This window comes from Caballeronia sp. LjRoot31 (assembly GCF_964253885.1).
Taxonomy (GTDB): Bacteria; Pseudomonadota; Gammaproteobacteria; order Burkholderiales; family Burkholderiaceae; genus Caballeronia.
Genome location: NZ_CAXURX020000003.1, coordinates 740799 through 758079, shown reverse-complemented (window position 1 = coordinate 758079; position 17281 = coordinate 740799). Strand labels below are relative to the sequence as shown.

At 61.4% G+C, this 17281-nt stretch carries 18 protein-coding genes; 5 read left to right on the top strand and 13 right to left on the bottom strand.

All coding sequences use genetic code 11. The features are described 5' to 3' along the window. Nucleotides 1-53: 53 nt before the first annotated feature. The gene (locus ACSQ8V_RS32180; RefSeq protein WP_436208501.1) at nucleotides 54-1148 is read right to left on the bottom strand and encodes an alpha/beta fold hydrolase; all 1095 of its coding nucleotides are present in this window, start codon (nucleotides 1146-1148) and stop codon (nucleotides 54-56) included. 130 nt (nucleotides 1149-1278) lie between these two features. On the opposite strand from ACSQ8V_RS32180, the gene ACSQ8V_RS32175 reads away from it, so the two are divergent. Further along, complete coding sequence (locus ACSQ8V_RS32175) at nucleotides 1279-2184, top strand: LysR family transcriptional regulator (protein ID WP_436185750.1); 906 nt, start codon at nucleotides 1279-1281, stop codon at nucleotides 2182-2184. Nucleotides 2185-2380: 196 nt separating this feature from the next. Here the strand turns inward: ACSQ8V_RS32175 and ACSQ8V_RS32170 are convergent, their stop codons facing one another. The 9 genes from ACSQ8V_RS32170 to ACSQ8V_RS32130 all read right to left on the bottom strand — a co-directional run bounded on the left by ACSQ8V_RS32170 (nucleotide 2381) and on the right by ACSQ8V_RS32130 (nucleotide 10817). Then, nucleotides 2381-2734 carry a RidA family protein gene (locus tag ACSQ8V_RS32170; RefSeq protein WP_213768060.1) on the bottom strand — a complete coding sequence of 118 codons (354 nt, stop codon included), beginning with the start codon at nucleotides 2732-2734 and terminating at the stop codon, nucleotides 2381-2383. 60 nt (nucleotides 2735-2794) lie between these two features. Then, on the bottom strand, nucleotides 2795-3931 hold the full coding sequence (locus tag ACSQ8V_RS32165; RefSeq protein ID WP_436208500.1) for an NAD(P)/FAD-dependent oxidoreductase: 1137 nt from the start codon (nucleotides 3929-3931) through the stop codon (nucleotides 2795-2797). Next, nucleotides 3924-5318 (bottom strand): NAD(P)/FAD-dependent oxidoreductase, encoded by a 1395-nt coding sequence (locus ACSQ8V_RS32160; protein ID WP_436208499.1) that lies wholly within the window; start codon nucleotides 5316-5318, stop codon nucleotides 3924-3926. Before ACSQ8V_RS32160 ends, ACSQ8V_RS32165 begins: the two co-directional genes overlap by 8 nt. Then, a complete protein-coding gene (locus tag ACSQ8V_RS32155) occupies nucleotides 5308-5688 on the bottom strand; it encodes a (2Fe-2S)-binding protein (RefSeq protein ID WP_436208498.1) in 381 nt (126 codons plus the stop codon). The genes ACSQ8V_RS32160 and ACSQ8V_RS32155 overlap by 11 nt, the downstream gene beginning before the upstream one ends. 108 nt (nucleotides 5689-5796) lie before the next feature. Next, entirely contained in the window at nucleotides 5797-6939 is a 1143-nt protein-coding gene (locus tag ACSQ8V_RS32150) for an NAD(P)/FAD-dependent oxidoreductase (RefSeq protein ID WP_436208497.1), read from the bottom strand. Further along, complete coding sequence (locus ACSQ8V_RS32145) at nucleotides 6936-7733, bottom strand: ABC transporter permease (RefSeq protein ID WP_436208496.1); 798 nt, start codon at nucleotides 7731-7733, stop codon at nucleotides 6936-6938. Before ACSQ8V_RS32145 ends, ACSQ8V_RS32150 begins: the two co-directional genes overlap by 4 nt. A 13-nt stretch (nucleotides 7734-7746) precedes the next feature. Next, a complete protein-coding gene (locus ACSQ8V_RS32140; protein ID WP_436208495.1) occupies nucleotides 7747-8619 on the bottom strand; it encodes an ABC transporter permease in 873 nt (290 codons plus the stop codon). Then, the gene (locus ACSQ8V_RS32135) at nucleotides 8606-9685 is read right to left on the bottom strand and encodes an ABC transporter ATP-binding protein (RefSeq protein ID WP_436208494.1); all 1080 of its coding nucleotides are present in this window, start codon (nucleotides 9683-9685) and stop codon (nucleotides 8606-8608) included. Before ACSQ8V_RS32135 ends, ACSQ8V_RS32140 begins: the two co-directional genes overlap by 14 nt. Before the next feature lie 52 nt (nucleotides 9686-9737). Continuing rightward, on the bottom strand, nucleotides 9738-10817 hold the full coding sequence (locus tag ACSQ8V_RS32130) for an ABC transporter substrate-binding protein (RefSeq protein WP_213768052.1): 1080 nt from the start codon (nucleotides 10815-10817) through the stop codon (nucleotides 9738-9740). Nucleotides 10818-10954: 137 nt separating this feature from the next. On the opposite strand from ACSQ8V_RS32130, the gene ACSQ8V_RS32125 reads away from it, so the two are divergent. Then, nucleotides 10955-11878 (top strand): LysR substrate-binding domain-containing protein, encoded by a 924-nt coding sequence (locus ACSQ8V_RS32125; RefSeq protein WP_213768051.1) that lies wholly within the window; start codon nucleotides 10955-10957, stop codon nucleotides 11876-11878. A 19-nt stretch (nucleotides 11879-11897) separates the two neighbouring features. Here ACSQ8V_RS32125 and ACSQ8V_RS32120 read toward each other — a convergent pair whose 3' ends face one another. Next, a complete protein-coding gene (locus ACSQ8V_RS32120; protein ID WP_436208493.1) occupies nucleotides 11898-12449 on the bottom strand; it encodes an ureidoglycolate lyase in 552 nt (183 codons plus the stop codon). Continuing rightward, nucleotides 12439-13434, bottom strand: a complete 996-nt coding sequence (locus tag ACSQ8V_RS32115) for a LysR family transcriptional regulator (protein ID WP_436208492.1) — start codon at nucleotides 13432-13434, stop codon at nucleotides 12439-12441. The genes ACSQ8V_RS32120 and ACSQ8V_RS32115 overlap by 11 nt, the downstream gene beginning before the upstream one ends. A gap of 191 nt (nucleotides 13435-13625) precedes the next feature. On the opposite strand from ACSQ8V_RS32115, the gene ACSQ8V_RS32110 reads away from it, so the two are divergent. Continuing rightward, entirely contained in the window at nucleotides 13626-14318 is a 693-nt protein-coding gene (locus ACSQ8V_RS32110) for a DUF2848 domain-containing protein (protein ID WP_436208491.1), read from the top strand. A gap of 274 nt (nucleotides 14319-14592) precedes the next feature. Continuing rightward, on the top strand, nucleotides 14593-15687 hold the full coding sequence (locus ACSQ8V_RS32105; RefSeq protein WP_436209225.1) for a branched-chain amino acid ABC transporter substrate-binding protein: 1095 nt from the start codon (nucleotides 14593-14595) through the stop codon (nucleotides 15685-15687). Here ACSQ8V_RS32105 and ACSQ8V_RS32100 read toward each other — a convergent pair. Then, nucleotides 15639-16112 (bottom strand): hypothetical protein, encoded by a 474-nt coding sequence (locus ACSQ8V_RS32100; RefSeq protein ID WP_436208490.1) that lies wholly within the window; start codon nucleotides 16110-16112, stop codon nucleotides 15639-15641. The two genes, ACSQ8V_RS32105 and ACSQ8V_RS32100, sit on opposite strands and share 49 nt — an antisense overlap. Before the next feature lie 239 nt (nucleotides 16113-16351). Between ACSQ8V_RS32100 and ACSQ8V_RS32095 the strand changes: the two genes are divergently transcribed. Further along, the gene (locus ACSQ8V_RS32095) at nucleotides 16352-17254 is read left to right on the top strand and encodes a LysR substrate-binding domain-containing protein (RefSeq protein WP_213768045.1); all 903 of its coding nucleotides are present in this window, start codon (nucleotides 16352-16354) and stop codon (nucleotides 17252-17254) included. Nucleotides 17255-17281 lie beyond the last annotated feature (27 nt).

Sequence of the window (17281 nt, the reverse complement as noted above, 5' to 3'; positions counted from 1 at the left end):
GGCGGGATTGTTTCGATAAGCTAAGGAAACGGCGGCGAGACGTTGCGGGTTGCCTAACTCACGACCTGCGCCGCGGTTGTAGACCAGGTCGAAATCTCCGGTGGCTTCGACAGCATTTGACCGAGCCTCGCCATATCGCCGCGCTCCGTCCGCCACGCAATGTACGTCTTGAACGCCACCTCGCTCTCCCACTCTTCGACAAACAGGATCGCGTTAACGCTTTCAGCATTGCGGAACGCGCGAACCGACCGCACGCCTGGCGAAGACGATGTTTCACGCACCAACGCAGGCAGTCCGCCAATAAAATCCGCCGCAAAATCATCCTTCACGTTCATCAGCAAAGTGACCGTGATTGCATCGCAGTTGACGCACTCGATGCCATCGACAAACTCGCGGATGATACCGGCGACTTCCATCGGCGATTCAAGCGGTGACAAGTGGCCGGTGTCAGGCAGCACATGCATGACCGCATGGGGAATGCGCGTGAGCAATTGCGCTTCGAGTATCGCGGTACCGTCGATACGATCAAGCTCGCCGGCAATGACAATGGTCGGTACATCGATCGCGGCGACATCAAGCGAAATGTCTTCCAGGCTGGTGGACTGGGGCCACGCCAGCTTCGCCTGAACCGCGCCACGCAGGCTGTCTTCAATCACCTGTTCCCGGTGCTTCGGACTCAACGGTTTGGCGGTCAGCATCTGGTCTATCGCCATGCCGACGGACTCCCGTGACTGGTAAGCGCCTTCCATTGCCGCGCGCGCTTCAGCGGGCAGAACCAGCGGCACGGGTGGAGACGGCGCAACCAGCACAAGCCCTGCAAGTCCCTGCGGGCGGCGCGACGCGAGCAACTGCGCAATCTTGCCGCCCATCGAATGACCGACCAGGACGAACCGGTCCAACTTCATCGCCGCAATCAATTGCTGCACGTCATCGGCAAAATCAGTGAGCGCGTAGCCAGCGGACGGCGCGTCCGAGTTGCCCCAGCCCCGGAGGTCGGGCGCGATGGTCCTGTATTGCGTCGGCAACGCCGCGATCACGTCATCCCACGTGCGCGACGACCCTCCCCAATAATGTAGAAAAACAACCGGCAGCCTGCCGTTTCCCTGATCCTTGACGTGAATCTGTATACCGTTCGACGTTACTTTCATCGCGCTTCTCCTTGATATCGGTGGCTTGGCCACGCTCGGCCAAACTCACAACGCGATGTTAGATTAGCGCGCAGAACGCGATAATCCCCGCTTTGGTATCATCACTCAATCATCGGGCTATCGAATAAAAATGGACCGCTTCGCAAGCATCGCCGTGTTTGTAGCTGCTATCGATGAAGGCAGTCTCGTGGCCGCCGGCAAACGTTTTGGGTTGTCCGCTTCGATGGCGGGCAAGTATGTCAGCGCGCTGGAAGCCGAGTTGAACGTCCGCCTGCTTCATCGCAGCACGCGCAGCCTGAGCCTGACGGACGCCGGGCGCACCTACTACATCCGGTGCCAACGCATTCTCGAAGAGTTCGACGATGCCAACCGGGAAGCCAGCGACGCGCACAGCACAGTACGCGGCACCTTGCGGGTCGCCGCGCCGGTCACGTTCGGTACGCTGCATATGGGCGCGGTCGTCGCGCGCTATCTTGACGACCATCCGCATGTCAGCATTGAAGTCTCGCTCGATGATCGTTACGTCGATCTGCAAAGCGCGGGGATCGACGTCGCTATCCGCATTGGCAAGCTGCCCGACTCTGATCTCGTCGCCCGGCGTCTTGCACCTTGCCGCATGGCGATCTGCGCATCGCCGGCGTACCTGAGCCGCGAAGGCACACCTAAAGATCCCGAAGACCTCCGGCGTGCACCTCGTCTGGCGTTCAGTGAAGCGGTATCGGTTCCCGAGTGGATACTGACGGACAAACAGAATCGCGACCATGTGATCGACGGAGCGCTTCGGATGCAGGCCAACAACATGCAGATGCTGCTCTCGGCAGTACTCGCGGGCGTCGGGATTGCGTACGGCCCTACCTTCGTTTTTGGGCAGGATATCAAGGCTGGAAACCTGATCAAGTTGCTGCCCGACTATAGAACCGCCGAGCTGACCATCAACGCGGTTTATCCGACTGCGCGCTATGTGCCGTCGAAGGTTCGTCAGTTCATCGATTATCTCGCCGACGCTTATCGTGACGAACCACCGTGGGATCGCTAAGCGTTGGACCTGGCTACGGCGCGCTGGTGAAGGTCCACAACCGCACAGCCGGGCTCCTGCACTGGTGGCAAGCGGTATTGCCGCCGCCACGCATTCCGCTATGCGGCAGTGGTTGATACGTGGGAAGTGTCAAACGGACGGAACGATAGCTGCTGAATTCAAAAGCGGCTCACGCCCCGACCTTGAGCCTACGAAATCACGCCAGCGCAGTCACCGTAATCTCGACCAGCAAATCAGGCGCGGCCAGCTTCGACTCCACCGTCGCGCGTGTCGGCGCGCAACCCGGTGCAACCCATGCATCCCACACTTCGTTCATGCCCGCGAAGTCGCGGCCAATGTCCGCCAGCCAGACCTGCGCGGATACCAGCCGCGTTTTATCGATACCCGCCTGCGCGAGAAAACCATCGATCTTCGCAAGAACCTGTTGCGTCTGACCTTTCACATCGAGCGTACGGTCATTCGACGTTTGTCCGCCGACGAACACCAGCCCCGCCGCCTTCACAACACGGCTCATCCGTTGATTCGTTTCGATCCTGACGATATCATTCATAAGTATTCCTTGTTAATTTAAAATAACCATCAATCAGCATGGCACAACCCTGTGTTGCGTTTATGCCGCCGCAACATCCTTGAACCGGTCAATAGCAAACGCATCCAGCGGCAACGACGCTACGCCGTCCAGCACCAGCTCGGACACCAGCTTCCCGCATCCCGGCCCAAGCTGAAACCCGCTGCCGCAATACCCGAACGAATAGGTCAGATTGGACGCCCGCCGGCTAGGTGAGATCACGGGCAGCGAGTCGTCGGTGAAGGCTTCCACGCCGGCCCATGCGCGATTGATGCCGAGATTGCGCAAGTGCGGAAACAGATCGACAACCGTGTTCGCGCTCTTCACCAGCCGCGCGAAATCGACTTCGCCATGACGCCCGGGCAGGTCCGCAATCCCGATCAGCTTGCCACCGATAACCACCGTGCCGTTATCGAATTGCTTGAACGACAAGGGCCGTCCCGTTGCGCCGAGCGTCGCGCGGCAGAACGGTGCGGCCCGATGTGTGACCATCAACATCAGCCCTTCGGGATGAACCGGCACCGGCTCGCCCACTTGTTGCGAGAGTTCGCCCGCCCATGCCCCGGCCGTCACCACCAGCTTCGCAGCCGAGAACACACCCGACGGCGTATGCGCGAACCAGCGCTCGCCCTTCTGTTCGATCCTTGTCACCGGTGTGCCTTCATGGAACACGGCTCCATGACGCTCTGCTGCCAGCCGAAACGCAGTCGTTGTCCGGAACGGCAACGCGTAACCATCGCGTTCGACCCAGATGCCCCCGGTCACATGCGGCGTGATTGCCGGCTCCAGCTCAAGCAAAGTCTCACGGTCGATTATTTTCTCGTGCGTGAAACCATGCGCTTCAAGCAGCGAGACGCGTTCGCGGCATTCATCGAGTTCGGCTTCGGTCTCCGCAATCTTCAACTGACCCGACGCCACGAAACCCGCGTCGTCACCAATTGTATCGACGATGTTGTGCCATATCTCCCGCGACATCAACGCCAGAGGAATCTCGGGCAATGGCCGGCCAAGCGTGCGCACGCCGCCTGCATTGACGCCCGACGCATGGCGGCCGACATAATCGGCTTCCAGCACGGTCACGCTCACCCCACGGCGGGCGATATGGAATGCGCTGCTCGATCCATGCAGCCCACCGCCAATCACCAGCACATCCGACTCATTGGCTACGGGCTTATTCACCGGCCAGTTCTCCGAGCGTAAGCGGCTTGATCGGCGGACGGATGCGGTAATAGCCCACGGTTTCAGGAGGTACGCTGCGTGCATCGGCGATCACTTCGGTCACGGTCAATCCACACAAGCGGCCTTGGCATGGACCCATGCCGCATCGGCCGAAGGACTTCGCCTGATTCGGCCCAAGGCAACCGAGCTTCACGAAACTACGGAGTTCGCCGGCAGTCACCTCCTCGCAGCGGCACACGATCACCTCGTCCTTCGGCACACGGTTTTCATCGCGTGGACGATAAAGACTGTCGAGGAAAGGACGAATACGCATGACCTCCGCCAGGCGGCGAAGCAGCGGTGCGGCGCTGCGATTGCGCGCGGCGGTATCAATCGCACCAAGCTGCGCAGCAATCGCCAGCGCCGTCACTTCGCCTTGCGTTTCTGCCGCCTGCGCGCCGCCAATGCCGCCGCCATCGCCCGCCACGAAGATGCCGGGGACATCGAGCTCACCCCATTTATCGGTGAGGGGCGCGAAGCATAACTGCGCGTCATCCCACTTATGCGATGCCCTGAGCGAAAGCGTGAACTGCGTATTCGGTACCACACCCTGATGCAGCAGGATCACATTGGCCTCGATCCGATGCGACACGCCACGCACCGAAAAATGCAGCGCGCGCGCCCGTTCGGAACCGTCTTCATCGATACCGCTTTCCACCCGAAGGTCATCGGCGGCTTCATGCATCGGAACGCCGGCTTCGCGCAACGTGCGCATCAACTGCAGGCCCTTGCTCAGGTATGGCCACGCGCGCAAAGCTGACAACATGTGCCGCTTCGCGCGCCAGCGATCCTCGTAACGCGTGGTATCAACAAGCGCGCGAATGGGTACACCCGCGCGAACGTACTGCCATCCGAGCAAGTAAAGCAGCGGGCCGCAGCCAACGAGTATCGGCGGTTCAGCTGGCACTTCGCCCGCGCTTTTCAGCAGGATCTGTGCGGCACCGGCGGTCATCACGCCGGGCAAGGTCCAGCCGGGAATCGGGAAGGGACGTTCGAGCGCGCCGGTCGCGAGCACCACGCGCCGGGCCTCGAAGCTGCTTACCTTGCCGTCCTTGAGGTAGTGCACCGAGCGCTCGCGCGTGACTTGCCAGACCGACGCGTTAGGCACATAACGCGCGCCGGAACGGGCGAACTCGCTCGCCAGCACCGCACCGGCGGCATAGTCCGCGCCAAGGATGGTGCGGCGTTGCGCGTCGCTGCGTTCGATCGCGCGATAGATCTGTCCGCCCACCGCTTCCTGTTCATCGAGCAGGACCACGGACAGCCCCGCTCTCGCAGCTTGAGTCGCGGCAGCGAGCCCGGCAGGTCCGGCGCCGATCACGGCGACATCGACAGTATTAGCGGCCATGAACGTTCTCCACCGAATTCACATCCGACAGCGGCGGCAGATCGCGTGCGCCCTCTTGTGAATGAATACGCATGCCATCCTGCACCGTGACGAGACAACTCTGCCGGCTCGGCATGCCGTCGATCTCGACCAGGCATTCGAAACACGCGCCCATCATGCAATACGGCGCACGTGGCGCACCGGACACGGGCGTCGCGCGAAATCGCTGGACTCCAGCGGCCAGCAATGCGGCGGCAACCGAGCGTCCGCCCCGCACGCTGAGCGGCTGGTCGTTGAACCAGATCTGGATAGTGGCCTCGGCCTGGGTATCAGTGCCAGTGCCAGTGCCGGGGGCCGGCGAGAGTATTCTGAATAGCGGTTTTGAAGTCATAGTCGGACAAGTCGAAGCAAAGCGGAATGTCGGCGTTCAGGATGCATCGCGAGGAGCGGACAACGGCGACAACAAGCCGGAGCCGATGCAAGCGAGACGTTGAAGCGGCTAGTTAGCATGGCTGGTCGCATGATTCGCGGCGAGAAAACGGCCACCCCGGAATGCGGCAAGTTCATCGGGGATCGGTCCACCCTTGATCCACGGGGCAATGCGCATGGCATGCGCCGCCGCCAGCGTCACGCCGCTGTGGCAGGTCACGACGAACGCGCCCGGATACTGCAGCGACTGCTCATAGATCGGAAAGCCGTCCGGGCTGTAGACACGTAGCGCAGCCCACATGCGTACCAGCCGCACGTTCCTCAACAAGGGGAATGCCCGCACGCCGCGCCGCGCGATGGTCGACAGTACATCGGCAGTGGTGTAGTCGTTGTAGCCGACCTCTTCCATTGAGTCGCCGAACTGCACCGATCCTTCATCGGTCTGGCGTACGTTGATGGTCGGGTAATGCAGGAACGGTGCGACCCGTTCACTGACCAGCACCTGCCCGCGATTCGGTGCAACCGGCGCGTGCAGACCCACCTGGGCGCTGAGCGCGCGGTTGCCAAGACCTGCTGACAAGACAACCTTCGGCGCACGCCACACGGCGTTCTTGCCATGCACGGCGAAGCCGTTCGTCTCGGGAACGATGCGCCCGATGTCTTCGTCATTGATGAGCGTCACGCCGCGCCGCTGCATGGCGTCGTGCAGCGCACGCAGCAGCTTGAGCGGATTCACATGACCATCCATGGGCGTATAACTCGCGCCGATCACTTCAGGTCCTACGGTGGGAAGACGTTCGCGCAACTCCCGAGCGTCGAGCAATTGATAGGGATATTCGCTGCCAAGTTCTGTCTGCAACGTAGACAGGCGCTTCTCGCGCTCGGCCATTTCTTCGTCGGAGAAACACAGGTGGAAACCGCCCGGCTGCTTCAGCGAAACGTCTATACCCGTTTCCTCCAGCAACGCCGCAGCGAGTCCGGGCCACAGCCGCGACGAACTGCGCGACCAGCGTGCGTAGGGCGACAAACCGTAGCCTTTGCCCTGCACCCACACCAGCCCAAAATTGCCGCGCGATGCACGAAAGCTGCCGTCACCCTGGTCCAGCACCGTCACCTTTGCTCCCTCGCGCGCCAGCCCGTAGGCCACCGCGGTTCCTACCAGCCCACCCCCGACCACCAGCACGTCGGGACTGTCGACTGAATGACCTCTCATCGTGTTTCTCCAATCAGGACGCGGTCCAGACCCACCATGCGGTCTAGCACCAGCATCAGTACTATTGTGCCGACGATCAACACGGTCGACACGGAGGCCACCAGTGGATCGATCGTCTGCGCGATCTGGTTGTACATCGCGACGGGCAGCGTGGTGGTGCCGGGTGTCGCGACAAAAATAGTCATGGTGAGTTCGTCGAAACTCTGGATGAACGACAGCACCCAGCCGCCGGCCACGCCGGTACGGATCATCGGCAGCACGACGCGGCGAAAGGCCGTAAAGCGGCTCGCGCCACATGACAGTGCTGCGCGTTCGGCATCCCGATCAAGGCCAATAGCCGATGACAACGCCAGCCGCAACGCGTACGGAAACACAATGATCACGTGCGTCGCGCAGAGCGCCCAGAATGAGCCGCCGAGGCCGAGCAAACTCAGGAATCGCAGGAACGCGATGCCGAGCACGACGGCGGGAATCATCATGGGCGAGAGGAAAAAGCCGGTTAGCGCGGCCCGGCCCGGGAAGCGATAACGAGCGATAGCCAACGCCGCCGGCAACGCGAGCGCTACGCCGACCGTGGCCGCCACCAGCGCAAGGCGCACCGAAAGCCAGAAGGCATCGACGATCTGGTCGTTGTCCAGAATTGCCCTGAACCAGCGCAGCGACGCGCCATCGAACGGCAGCGAGATGAAGCCTTTGTCAGTGAATGCAACCGCGATCACGACCACCAGCGGCGCTGCAATGAACGTGAGAAACAGCGCGTTGAACAGCAGGCCCAGGAATCCGTTTTGTTTCATGGCGTCTCCCGGTTTAATCGAAGATGTGCTTGAAACGGCGCTCGGCGAGGCGACTGCAGCCCAGCACGATTGCCACGTTGGCAATCAGCAACAGGACGGCGATTGTCGCCCCGAGAGGCCAGTTCAGCGTACCGAGGAACTCGTCGTACGCGGCGGTCGCGACCACTTTCAGACGCCGTCCACCGATCAACGCGGGTGTCGCGAACGCCGATGCGGACAGCGCGAACACAATGATCGATCCGGACAGCACGCCGGGAAGGATCTGCGGCAGCACTACACGCCGGAACACACGGAACGGCGAGGCGCCCATGGACCGCCCGGCCCATTCCACCTGCGGGTCCAGCTTCTGCAACGTCGCCCATACCGACATCACCATGAAGGGCACCAGTACATGCGTCAATGCAATCACAACTCCGGTCATGGTGAAGACAAGGCGGATAGGCTCCGACGTGATGTGAAGCGCCTGCAACGCATTGTTCAGTACACCGTTATTTCCAAGCAGGATTTGCCAGCCGAGCGTGCGCACGACGACCGATATCAGCAGCGGACCGAGCACGACCAGCAGGCAGATGGACTGCCACGGCCGCTTCATCCGCGCGAGCACGATGGTCTCGGGCACGCCAAGCAAAATGCAGAGGAAGGTCACCGTGAACGCCATTCCCGCGGTGCGGGCGAAGATTGCGCCGTAGTAGGGATCGGTGATGACTTCGAGGTAGTTGCGCAGCGTGTAGGTCGCGAGTGTGCCCTGGCTGTCGCTGAATACGTGGAAGGACAACACGAGCGTCAAAAGCAGCGGCACCAGCAGCAAGCTGCCGAACAACAGCAACGCGGGGGCGGACAGGAGCCACGGGGCCGCACCCGCGCGTTCGTTGTCAAGCGTGGCCATGGTGCCCCTCCTTCTGAAGCACGCGCAAGTCGTCGTCCGACCACGCCACACCCACTTCCGTGCCCTCATCCGGCGGCGGTGCGCCGTTGTTCGGCTGGGCCACGCTCAGTTGCCCAAGGCCGGTATCGATCAGCAAAAGCCACTGGTTGCCGGTGAATACGCGCGTGGTAATGCGGCCCATGGTGCGGACACCCGCTGTATCGATGACTGCGAGATGAACCTTCTCCGGACGGATATACACGTTCACCTCGCCCTGAACATGGCGGCCTTCGTGCGGCACCTTGAGCGTGATGCCCGCTACATCGACTTCAGCACAGCGCGCGTTGCGGCGCAAAACCGCGCCCGGCAGCAAATTGGTCTTGCCAAGAAACGCCGATGCAAACGGCGTCTCCGGCCGCTCGTACGCTTCGAACGGTGTGCTCAACTGAGCAATCACTCCGCGATGCATCACCGCAATACGATCGCTCATCGTCATGGCTTCGACCTGATCGTGCGTGACGAGAATAGTGGTAATACCCAGTCGCTTTTGTATCGACCGCAATTCGATGTGCATTTCCTCACGCAGCTTGGCGTCGAGGTTGGACATCGGTTCGTCCAGCAACAATAGTTCGGGACGCATCGCGAGCGCGCGGGCAATCGCAACGCGTTGCCGCTGGCCGCCCGACAACTCTTTTGGATAACGCCCGCCCAGTCCGTTAAGACGCACCAGGTCGAGCGCTTCGGCCACGCGTTCGGCGCGTGCCGCGCGTTTCATGTTGCGCATCTCCAGACCGAAGCCGACATTGCCGTTCACCGTCATATGCGGAAACAACGCATAGCTCTGGAACACAACGCCCATGCCGCGCTTCTCGGGCCGTTCATGCGTGATATCGCGGCCGTCGAGGAGGATGGTGCCGGTGGTCGGCGTAACAAAACCCGCGATCATCTGCAAGGTCGTGGTCTTGCCGCAACCAGAGGGACCAAGCAGCGACAGGAACTCACCACGTTCGACGTCAAGGTCGATCTGCTCGATCGCGGTGAAGTCGCCGTAGCGCTTCGAGATGCCTTTGAGGGTCAGAAAGCTCATGTGCGTCCGTGGGTTGAAGTCGGCGGTCGGTGTTTGAAGCTAGGCGCGCGGCTCACCGCTCCACGCTGCGATTCCAGCGTTCGGTCCACTCAGTCCTGTGCTGATTGATCGTCGCCCAGTCCATCGCGACCAGCTTCGAAATCTGCTCGGGACCATACGGCACGCGCGCCGCCACTTCCGGTGTCAGTTGTACGGTCTTGTTGACCGGGCCGAGTCCGATCGCCTGCGCCTGGATCACCTGCACTTGCGGGCTCAACAGGTACTGGATGAACTGCTGCGACAACGCGGGCTGCGCGTTCTCAGCCACCGCGCAAGCGCCAACCTGCAGCGCGACGCCGCCCTCTTTCGGGTAGAAGAACTTCAGCGGGAAACCGGTGTTTTGCAGCGCAACCGCGCGGCCGCTGCCATACGGTGCGAGGATCACGTCGCCGCTTTGCATCAGACCGTCCATCTCACCCGGCGTCGGTGCCCACGACAACACGTCCGGCGCGACCTGCTTGGTCATCGCGGTGAAACCCGGGTCGATGTTCTTCTCGCCGCCACCATTCAAACGCGCCAGCATGACAAGCGCATGCAGGCCGTAAGTGTTGGTGATAGGCGGCATGCCGAGCTTGCCCTTCAGGCGCTTGTCGTACAGCACGTTCCAGGAATCCGGCGCGGGCAAGCCCATCTTCTTGAATGCATCGGCGTTGTAACCAATGCCCGTCGCGACCATGCCGACACCCACCGAAGTGGGGCCAAGATGCGCAAGCGGATACAGGTCCTTCATCACCGGCGCGTCCTCGACCTTCGCGCACAAACCCATCTGCATCGCCTGGTACATCGGGCCGTCATCCATCACCGCGACGTTGATCTGCTGATGCCCTTTTTGCGCTTGCAGTTTCGCGAGCGTGTCGCTGGAATTACCGGCAACGTAGACGATCTTGACGTCGTGCGCTTTCTCGAACGGCGGGATGATCTTCTCGCGATACATGGTCTCGTTCGAGCCACCGACGTTCGCCACGTAGAGCGTGGTTTCAGCGTGCGCCAACAACGATCCCGACAACGCCCCGGCACAGCCGAGCGCGGCCACCAGCGGCCGCAAATACGAACGAGAAGACGGCGAGCAACGGGTTTGCTGCTGTTGTTTCATGTGCGATTCTCCAGACTATGCGGGTCGGACGGTTGAGGAATGTGGCCCCCAAGCGAAATTATTTTGTTCGCCGCAGGGCATATCGTCCAATAAGAATAAAATAACTATCCATACATGGATGATATGGGTCTCACTCAATGAATCTTAAGCATATAGAGGCATTCCGGGCGGTCATGCTGGCAGGCTCCATGACCGCGGCGGCGAAGGAATTGTTCACGTCGCAGCCCAATATCAGCCGCCTGATCACCCAGCTCGAACGCGAAACCGGACTACTGCTGTTCCAGCGCAGCGGCGTGCGGCTGATTCCAACCAGCGAGGGCAATGCGTTTTTTCGCGAAGTGGAACGCGCTTACGTGGGCCTGCAGGGGCTCACCAATGCCGCGGCTCAGATCAAGAACCTGGGGACCGGGAGATTGCGCATTGCAGCCATGCCGTCGGCGGGAATGACGCTGGTGCCGCACGCAATCCAGCGCTTCCAGGCGTTGCATCCGGAAGTCACCATCTCGCTGCACGTGAACACCTCAGGCACCGTCAATCACTGGACGAGTTCGCAGTTCTGCGACCTCGGCGTCGCGATCTATCCCAGCGAGGCGTCCAATTGCGAGGTCGAGTTGTTATCGAAGGTGGCGGCGGTATGCGTGCTGCCTGCGGGACATCGGCTGGCGAAGAAGGCATCGCTCAAGCCAAAGGATTTTCAGGGTGAGCCGTACATATCGTTGTGTCATGGCGACGGCACGCGCGCCCAAATGGACGAGGTTTTCGAGCGCGCCGGCGTTGAACGGGTGCTGGCAATCGAGGCCCAATACGCGGCCATCTGCTGCGAGATGGTTCGTTGCGGCATGGGCGTCACGCTGTCGCATCCTATCGTTGCGCAGGATTTTGCCGGTCCTGGCATCGAGATCCGCCCATTCACCCCAGCGGTCCTGTTTCCCACTTATCTGCTTTTCCCCCCGCATCAGCCGCGGGCTCGTCTGACCATGGAATTCGTCGACATACTGCGAAAGACACACGACGATCAGTTGGCGGCGATGGGTAAGCCGGAGCGGTTGAAGCGCGCTTGAGGGGACGCGGTCCTGATGGTTATAGACTCGTCAGCTTATGCGTCGGGATCGACTTGATTGCGCTCTCGCAGGCGGGCGCTCCCGTCTCCAGATGGACCACCAGATCGTAGGTCGTCGAGCGCCGGGTGAGCATCAGGCACGTCGACTCGCCACGAAGCACCCGCGTTGCGTGCCAGCAGTGCGGCCGCATGCAGATACCCTCACCCTGCGGCACCCAAAACGCACGCAGCGACTCCATATCGGGTTGGCCGCCCTCCGTACTCGTTGCAACGACCTGAATGACAGGCGCAGTCAGCGGCACGATGGCTTGCTGCGTCAGCCAATGGGCTTCGAGGCTTGCGATCGTTTCGTCAGCGTTCCTGTACTTGACCCACAGGACTTCCGTCTCGCCGGTCACGCCAGTATCGAAGAGATGTTCGCGCCAGAAATCCGAGGCCGGACTGGTGTACGCGGGAGCGTGGCCGTCGTTTTTAAGCGGTTTCCCCAGCATCCAGCCATAGGCGTTGAAGGCCTCGGCGCTGAGCGGTTCGATCGTGAGGGAAGGGATAGGAGGATAAGGATCAGTCGGCATTTTTCGGCAAGGCGTCTGGATGTAACGGGGAACGGAGGCTTGACAGTGAAATCGGCGTATCACCCGTGTTGGGGAACAGCGCGAACTCGGGGCCGTTGGCGAGACTGAAATCGCGCACGACCTGCAACGCGAGGCGCGTGATGGATTCGCACAGCAGGCTGTCCGGGCTGCGCCTGAACGTGGCGACGAGCGGGAGCGCCGGAACGCGGTGCGTCACCTGCAGCAATTGCAGCCGGCCCGACTGCAATTCGTGCATGACAAAGGCGGTCGGCAGCACGGCTATGCCGAAGCCATCCAGGACGAGACGGATGATCGCGGCCACCGACGAGACACAATTGATCTGGACGGTGGTCTCGCCGTTGGCCGAGAACAACTCGGTGAGGAACCCATGCGGCGCCGAGTGCCGCGCAAAACTGACGATGGGAAACGCGGCCAGTTCGGCCTCCGAAAGCGCTTCAGCCGATAGATTCAGTGAAGGGCTCGCCACCCATCGCATGGGGAGTGTCCCGAGCGGAATGTTGACGGCGTCGCTGCCGGTAACGTTCGTGGTCATCAACGCGACGTCGACATTGCCGTTGACGAGATGTCCGGAAAGATTGGCCGTGGTGTCGGACGTGAGTTCGATCGTCAGGTTCGGGTACGCCTCCCGTACCCGCTTCAGCAGATTCGGCAGCCATGTATGCACGACCGACTCGATCACACCCAGCCTCAGCAGCCCCGCGACTTTGGAACGGTCACTGACGCTCGCGAGCATGTCGCGGTTCAGCTTCAGGATTTGCTCCGCGAACGCAAGCGCCTTGGTGCCTTCCTGCGTGAGCGTCACATCGCGCGGGCCCCGGTCGAACAGACGTACGCCGAACTCCTGCTCCAGGGCAGATATTCGGCTGGAGATGGCGGCCTGGGTCGCGTGCAGGTGCTCGGCCGTCATCCGGAAGTTGCGCAACTTGGCGAGCCATACAAACGTTTCGAGAAAGCGGACATTCATGGCGCACCCCGGCTGTTGCGTTGAGTGGCGAAGCGGCGGGTATCGACCGAATCAATCCCGTCAGTTTATCGCTGGAAGAATTCCCGCGTGACAAGAAAAAGTGACCACGTGGGTCCACATTTACTTGTTGGACATCGCAGCGCCCTTCTTCAAGACTGTCATTCATTGAATTCAACGGGTGAAAGGTTTTGATGAAGACACTTGAATGCAGGATCGATGGCGGCGCGAGTACCGAGGTTATCGAGGTAACGGTGAGCCGCCTGGCCATCGCCGGCTGGGCGGGACGCGATGCGCGCGACGTCGAGCACCATATCCGGGAACTGGAAGCGCTGGGCGTCAAACGTCCTGCGTCGGTGCCAACGTTCTATAGGGTCGCGTCGGCGTTGCTGACGACCGAGGACGCAATCGATGTCGTGGGCGCGCACTCATCCGGCGAGGTCGAGGTCGTGCTGATCCAGACCGCCAGCGACGGCTTGCTCGTCGGCATAGGGTCCGACCACACCGACCGGCGGGTGGAAAGCTACGACGTTGCCGTATCGAAGCAGATGTGTGCCAAGCCGGTAAGCGCCGCGCTCTGGCGTTACTCCGATGTCGCCTCGCACTGGGATTCGCTGATCGCCCGCAGTTGGCGGATCGACGGTGATGCCGACTCCGTGCTGTACCAGGAGGGCACGCTCGCCCGCTTGCTGCATCCGGACGCGCTGATTGAACGAGGTTTCGGTGCGGGCGCCATGCCGCCCGGATCGGCGATGTTTTGCGGCACGCAAGCCGTGCTCGGTGAACTAAGCGCAGGCGAGGGCTACGAGCTCGAACTACATGATCCGGTGCTGGGACGGAGCCTCCGGCATCGCTACATGGTCGACGCATTGGCCCATGTCGAATGAGAGCGATGACCGGGCGCCAGGCTCGGCCGACTCATGCCATTCAGCGAGGCATTAGATTTGTTTATTGCCGGCCAACAGAATTAGTCGCTGGACGGGGCAAATTGGCGTTTGAATACTGAGCCTCATTCGCCGCCCGTGTTGCCGGTCGCGTTCGATGAACACATCTGCCTCCGCTCACTCTCCAAGCCCCAAGGATCCGCTCGTGATTTCCTCTTCCGCCCCGCTTCGTTTCTCCCGTCCCGCCTGCTCCGCCCTCGCCGCAGCGGTCTTTCTGATGGTCGGGGGACCGAGCTATGCAGCCGATCCAGCCATCGTCCTGATCGGCCACGCTGCGCCCCTGACCGGGCAGCTTTCCCATATGGGCAAGGACAGCGAAAATGCTGCCCGGCTGGCGATCGACGAGATCAATGCCCAGCACCCGGTGATCGGCGGCAAGCCAGTCAGATTCCAGCTCGACTCCCAGGACGATGCCGCCGACCCTCGCACCGGCACGCAGGTCGCGCAGAAGCTGGTGGATGACGGTGTGGTGGCCGTCGTGGGCGACATCAATTCGGGCGTCTCGATCCCTGCGTCGAAGATCTACAGCGAAGCAGGCATTGTGCAGATCTCGCAAGGTTCGACCAACCCCACGTACACGTTGCAGGGATACAAGACCACGTTTCGCGTAGTCGCTACCGACGCGCTTCAGGGACCCGCGCTCGCCCATTACGCGCTCGACTCGCTGCATGCGAAGCGCATTGCGATCATCGACGACTCGACCGCCTACGGTCAGGGCCTCGCCGATGAATTCGAAAAAGCCGCGAAAGCGAACGGCAGCACGATCGTCACGCGCGAAGCGACCAACGACAAGGCAACCGATTTCCGCGCGATCCTGACGAAGATAAAGGGCTTGCGTCCCGACGTCATCATGTACGGCGGCTCGGACGCCACCGCCGGACCGTTGGCCAAGCAAGCGAGCAATCTCGGGATCACAGCGAAGGTGCTCGGCGGCGACGGTGCATGCACGGAGAAGATGATCGATCTGGCCGGCGACGCGATCGGCAACGTGACCTGTTCGGAGGCGGGCCTGGCACTGTCGAAGATGCCCAAGGGACAGGACTTCGAAAAGCGCTATACGGCACGTTTCAATACGCCGATCGACGCGTACGCGCCGTTCACCTATGACGCCGTCTACGTGATCTACAACGCGATGAAACGCGCCGACTCGGCCGAGCGCACCAAGGTGCTTGCCGCGATGCCATCGACTCAGTATGACGGCGTGATCGGCCGCATTGCGTTCGATCCGCATGGTGATCTCAAGGACGCAGCCATCACGATCTATCAGTTCAAGGACAAGAAGAAGACCGTGATGGATGTCATCAAGATGTGAGGATTGCTGCGGGCGGCAAAGCCGATCCTGCTATGCGACGCGTTCAGCGCGCCGCTCGACGAACCGGCGTTATCGATGTTCATGACGCGTCGTGTGCGAGGATCAGGCCAGCAACCTGGCCTGATCCTCGCACGGATAAGCCGAGAGCAATTCGCCACGAACCGTTTCATCGCCTCGGCGACATAGATGCGATGCACGATCGCGTCCGCCGGAATCAAGTCGCGTGTCACAAAACCGCTGGTGCGGTCCATGAAGATACGGCGTGGATCGGCGGCGGACAGCGCTCGGTCGTCGGCGGTAAAGTAGGGGTTCACCTTACGGGTTGAAAAGTAGGTTTTCGCGGCCAGCGCACGACCCTCGTTGCGCGCCCGCCCCAGCGTCTCCGGGCGCAGGAAGCCGTGCAGCTCGGCGCGGCAGCCAGCCACCAGTTCGTTCAGGCGGGGCTGTCCGGGTCATGCAGGGGATAGCGGCCGGTGTTGACGATATCGCCGAGATCCAGGCATTCGGCATCGGCAAGTGAAACGGAGAGACCAAGGCAGGCTCCAAATCGATATTTTGGCGAGTGGATTTACGAGTCGACTTCAACAACAATCTGCGAACACAATCTGCAAACAGCGGCCCGATCTTTTGGCGGCCAATTTCTTTTGGAAAGCGAGTATTTCCGATGGATTCCATTAGCGAGCCCGATTGGTCCAAGATCGCTTCACTCGATGCGGAACTCGTGCGTGCGTTTGTAGTAGTGGCTGAAAGCGGGGGTTTTACAGCGGCGGCGCGCCAGCTTCATCGAACGCAATCGACCATCAGCCTGCGTATCCGGACGCTTGAGGAACGGCTTGGCGCGCACCTGTTCATGCGCAATAGCCGTCATTTCGCGCTCTCAAGCGATGGCGAGAATTTCCTGATCCACGCACGGCGGATATTGCAGGTACAAAACGAAGCGATTGCGTCGCTGACGCGCGGCAGCCGCGGCAATGTGATTCGTTTCGGGCTGCCGGAAGATTATGCCGAGCTATGGCTACCGGAATTGCTGCGGGCGTTTTATGCGTTGCGCCCCGGCGCGCGGCCGCATATTCATTGCCGGACGTCGCTGGAATTGCTGGAGCGGCTGGGTGCCGGCGAACTCGATCTGGCGCTGGTCGTGCGGCATGGCGAGCGTGCTGGGGGAAAACCCCTGGCGCGTCAGGAACTGGTGTGGGCAGCACATCGCGATTTTGTGTTGTGCGCGGATGCGCCAGTGCCGCTCGCTCTCTTCGACGAAAGTTGTACTTATCGGCAACGGGGATTGCAGGCGCTGACCGCGATCGGGCGTGATTATCAACTCGTATATACGAGCCAGAGTCCGACGGGAATCCGCATTGCGGTGAATCACGGTGCGGCGGTGACGATCATCGATCGTCGGACGCTGCCCGCGTGCTGGCGCACGTTCGGCGACACGGACGGTCTGCCGGCGCTGCCGCCGGCCGAACTGGAGCTTCATGTTGCGCCGACCATGCGTAACGAAGCCACGCGCGACCTGAGCGCGTTGATCGAGATGCTGGTGTCGGAGCATAGCGGCGTGATGGCTTGAGGCGACGGGTGGTCAGTGCAGGATGTG

Coding starts and splice junctions, on each gene's coding strand:
- ACSQ8V_RS32180 (WP_436208501.1), bottom strand. CDS start 1,148: ATGAAAGTAACGTCGAACGGTATACAGATTCACGTCAAGGATCAGGGA.
- ACSQ8V_RS32175 (WP_436185750.1), top strand. CDS start 1,279: ATGGACCGCTTCGCAAGCATCGCCGTGTTTGTAGCTGCTATCGATGAA.
- ACSQ8V_RS32170 (WP_213768060.1), bottom strand. CDS start 2,734: ATGAATGATATCGTCAGGATCGAAACGAATCAACGGATGAGCCGTGTT.
- ACSQ8V_RS32160 (WP_436208499.1), bottom strand. CDS start 5,318: ATGGCCGCTAATACTGTCGATGTCGCCGTGATCGGCGCCGGACCTGCC.
- ACSQ8V_RS32155 (WP_436208498.1), bottom strand. CDS start 5,688: ATGACTTCAAAACCGCTATTCAGAATACTCTCGCCGGCCCCCGGCACT.
- ACSQ8V_RS32150 (WP_436208497.1), bottom strand. CDS start 6,939: ATGAGAGGTCATTCAGTCGACAGTCCCGACGTGCTGGTGGTCGGGGGT.
- ACSQ8V_RS32145 (WP_436208496.1), bottom strand. CDS start 7,733: ATGAAACAAAACGGATTCCTGGGCCTGCTGTTCAACGCGCTGTTTCTC.
- ACSQ8V_RS32140 (WP_436208495.1), bottom strand. CDS start 8,619: ATGGCCACGCTTGACAACGAACGCGCGGGTGCGGCCCCGTGGCTCCTG.
- ACSQ8V_RS32135 (WP_436208494.1), bottom strand. CDS start 9,685: ATGAGCTTTCTGACCCTCAAAGGCATCTCGAAGCGCTACGGCGACTTC.
- ACSQ8V_RS32130 (WP_213768052.1), bottom strand. CDS start 10,817: ATGAAACAACAGCAGCAAACCCGTTGCTCGCCGTCTTCTCGTTCGTAT.
- ACSQ8V_RS32125 (WP_213768051.1), top strand. CDS start 10,955: ATGAATCTTAAGCATATAGAGGCATTCCGGGCGGTCATGCTGGCAGGC.
- ACSQ8V_RS32120 (WP_436208493.1), bottom strand. CDS start 12,449: ATGCCGACTGATCCTTATCCTCCTATCCCTTCCCTCACGATCGAACCG.
- ACSQ8V_RS32115 (WP_436208492.1), bottom strand. CDS start 13,434: ATGAATGTCCGCTTTCTCGAAACGTTTGTATGGCTCGCCAAGTTGCGC.
- ACSQ8V_RS32110 (WP_436208491.1), top strand. CDS start 13,626: ATGAAGACACTTGAATGCAGGATCGATGGCGGCGCGAGTACCGAGGTT.
- ACSQ8V_RS32105 (WP_436209225.1), top strand. CDS start 14,593: ATGGTCGGGGGACCGAGCTATGCAGCCGATCCAGCCATCGTCCTGATC.
- ACSQ8V_RS32095 (WP_213768045.1), top strand. CDS start 16,352: ATGGATTCCATTAGCGAGCCCGATTGGTCCAAGATCGCTTCACTCGAT.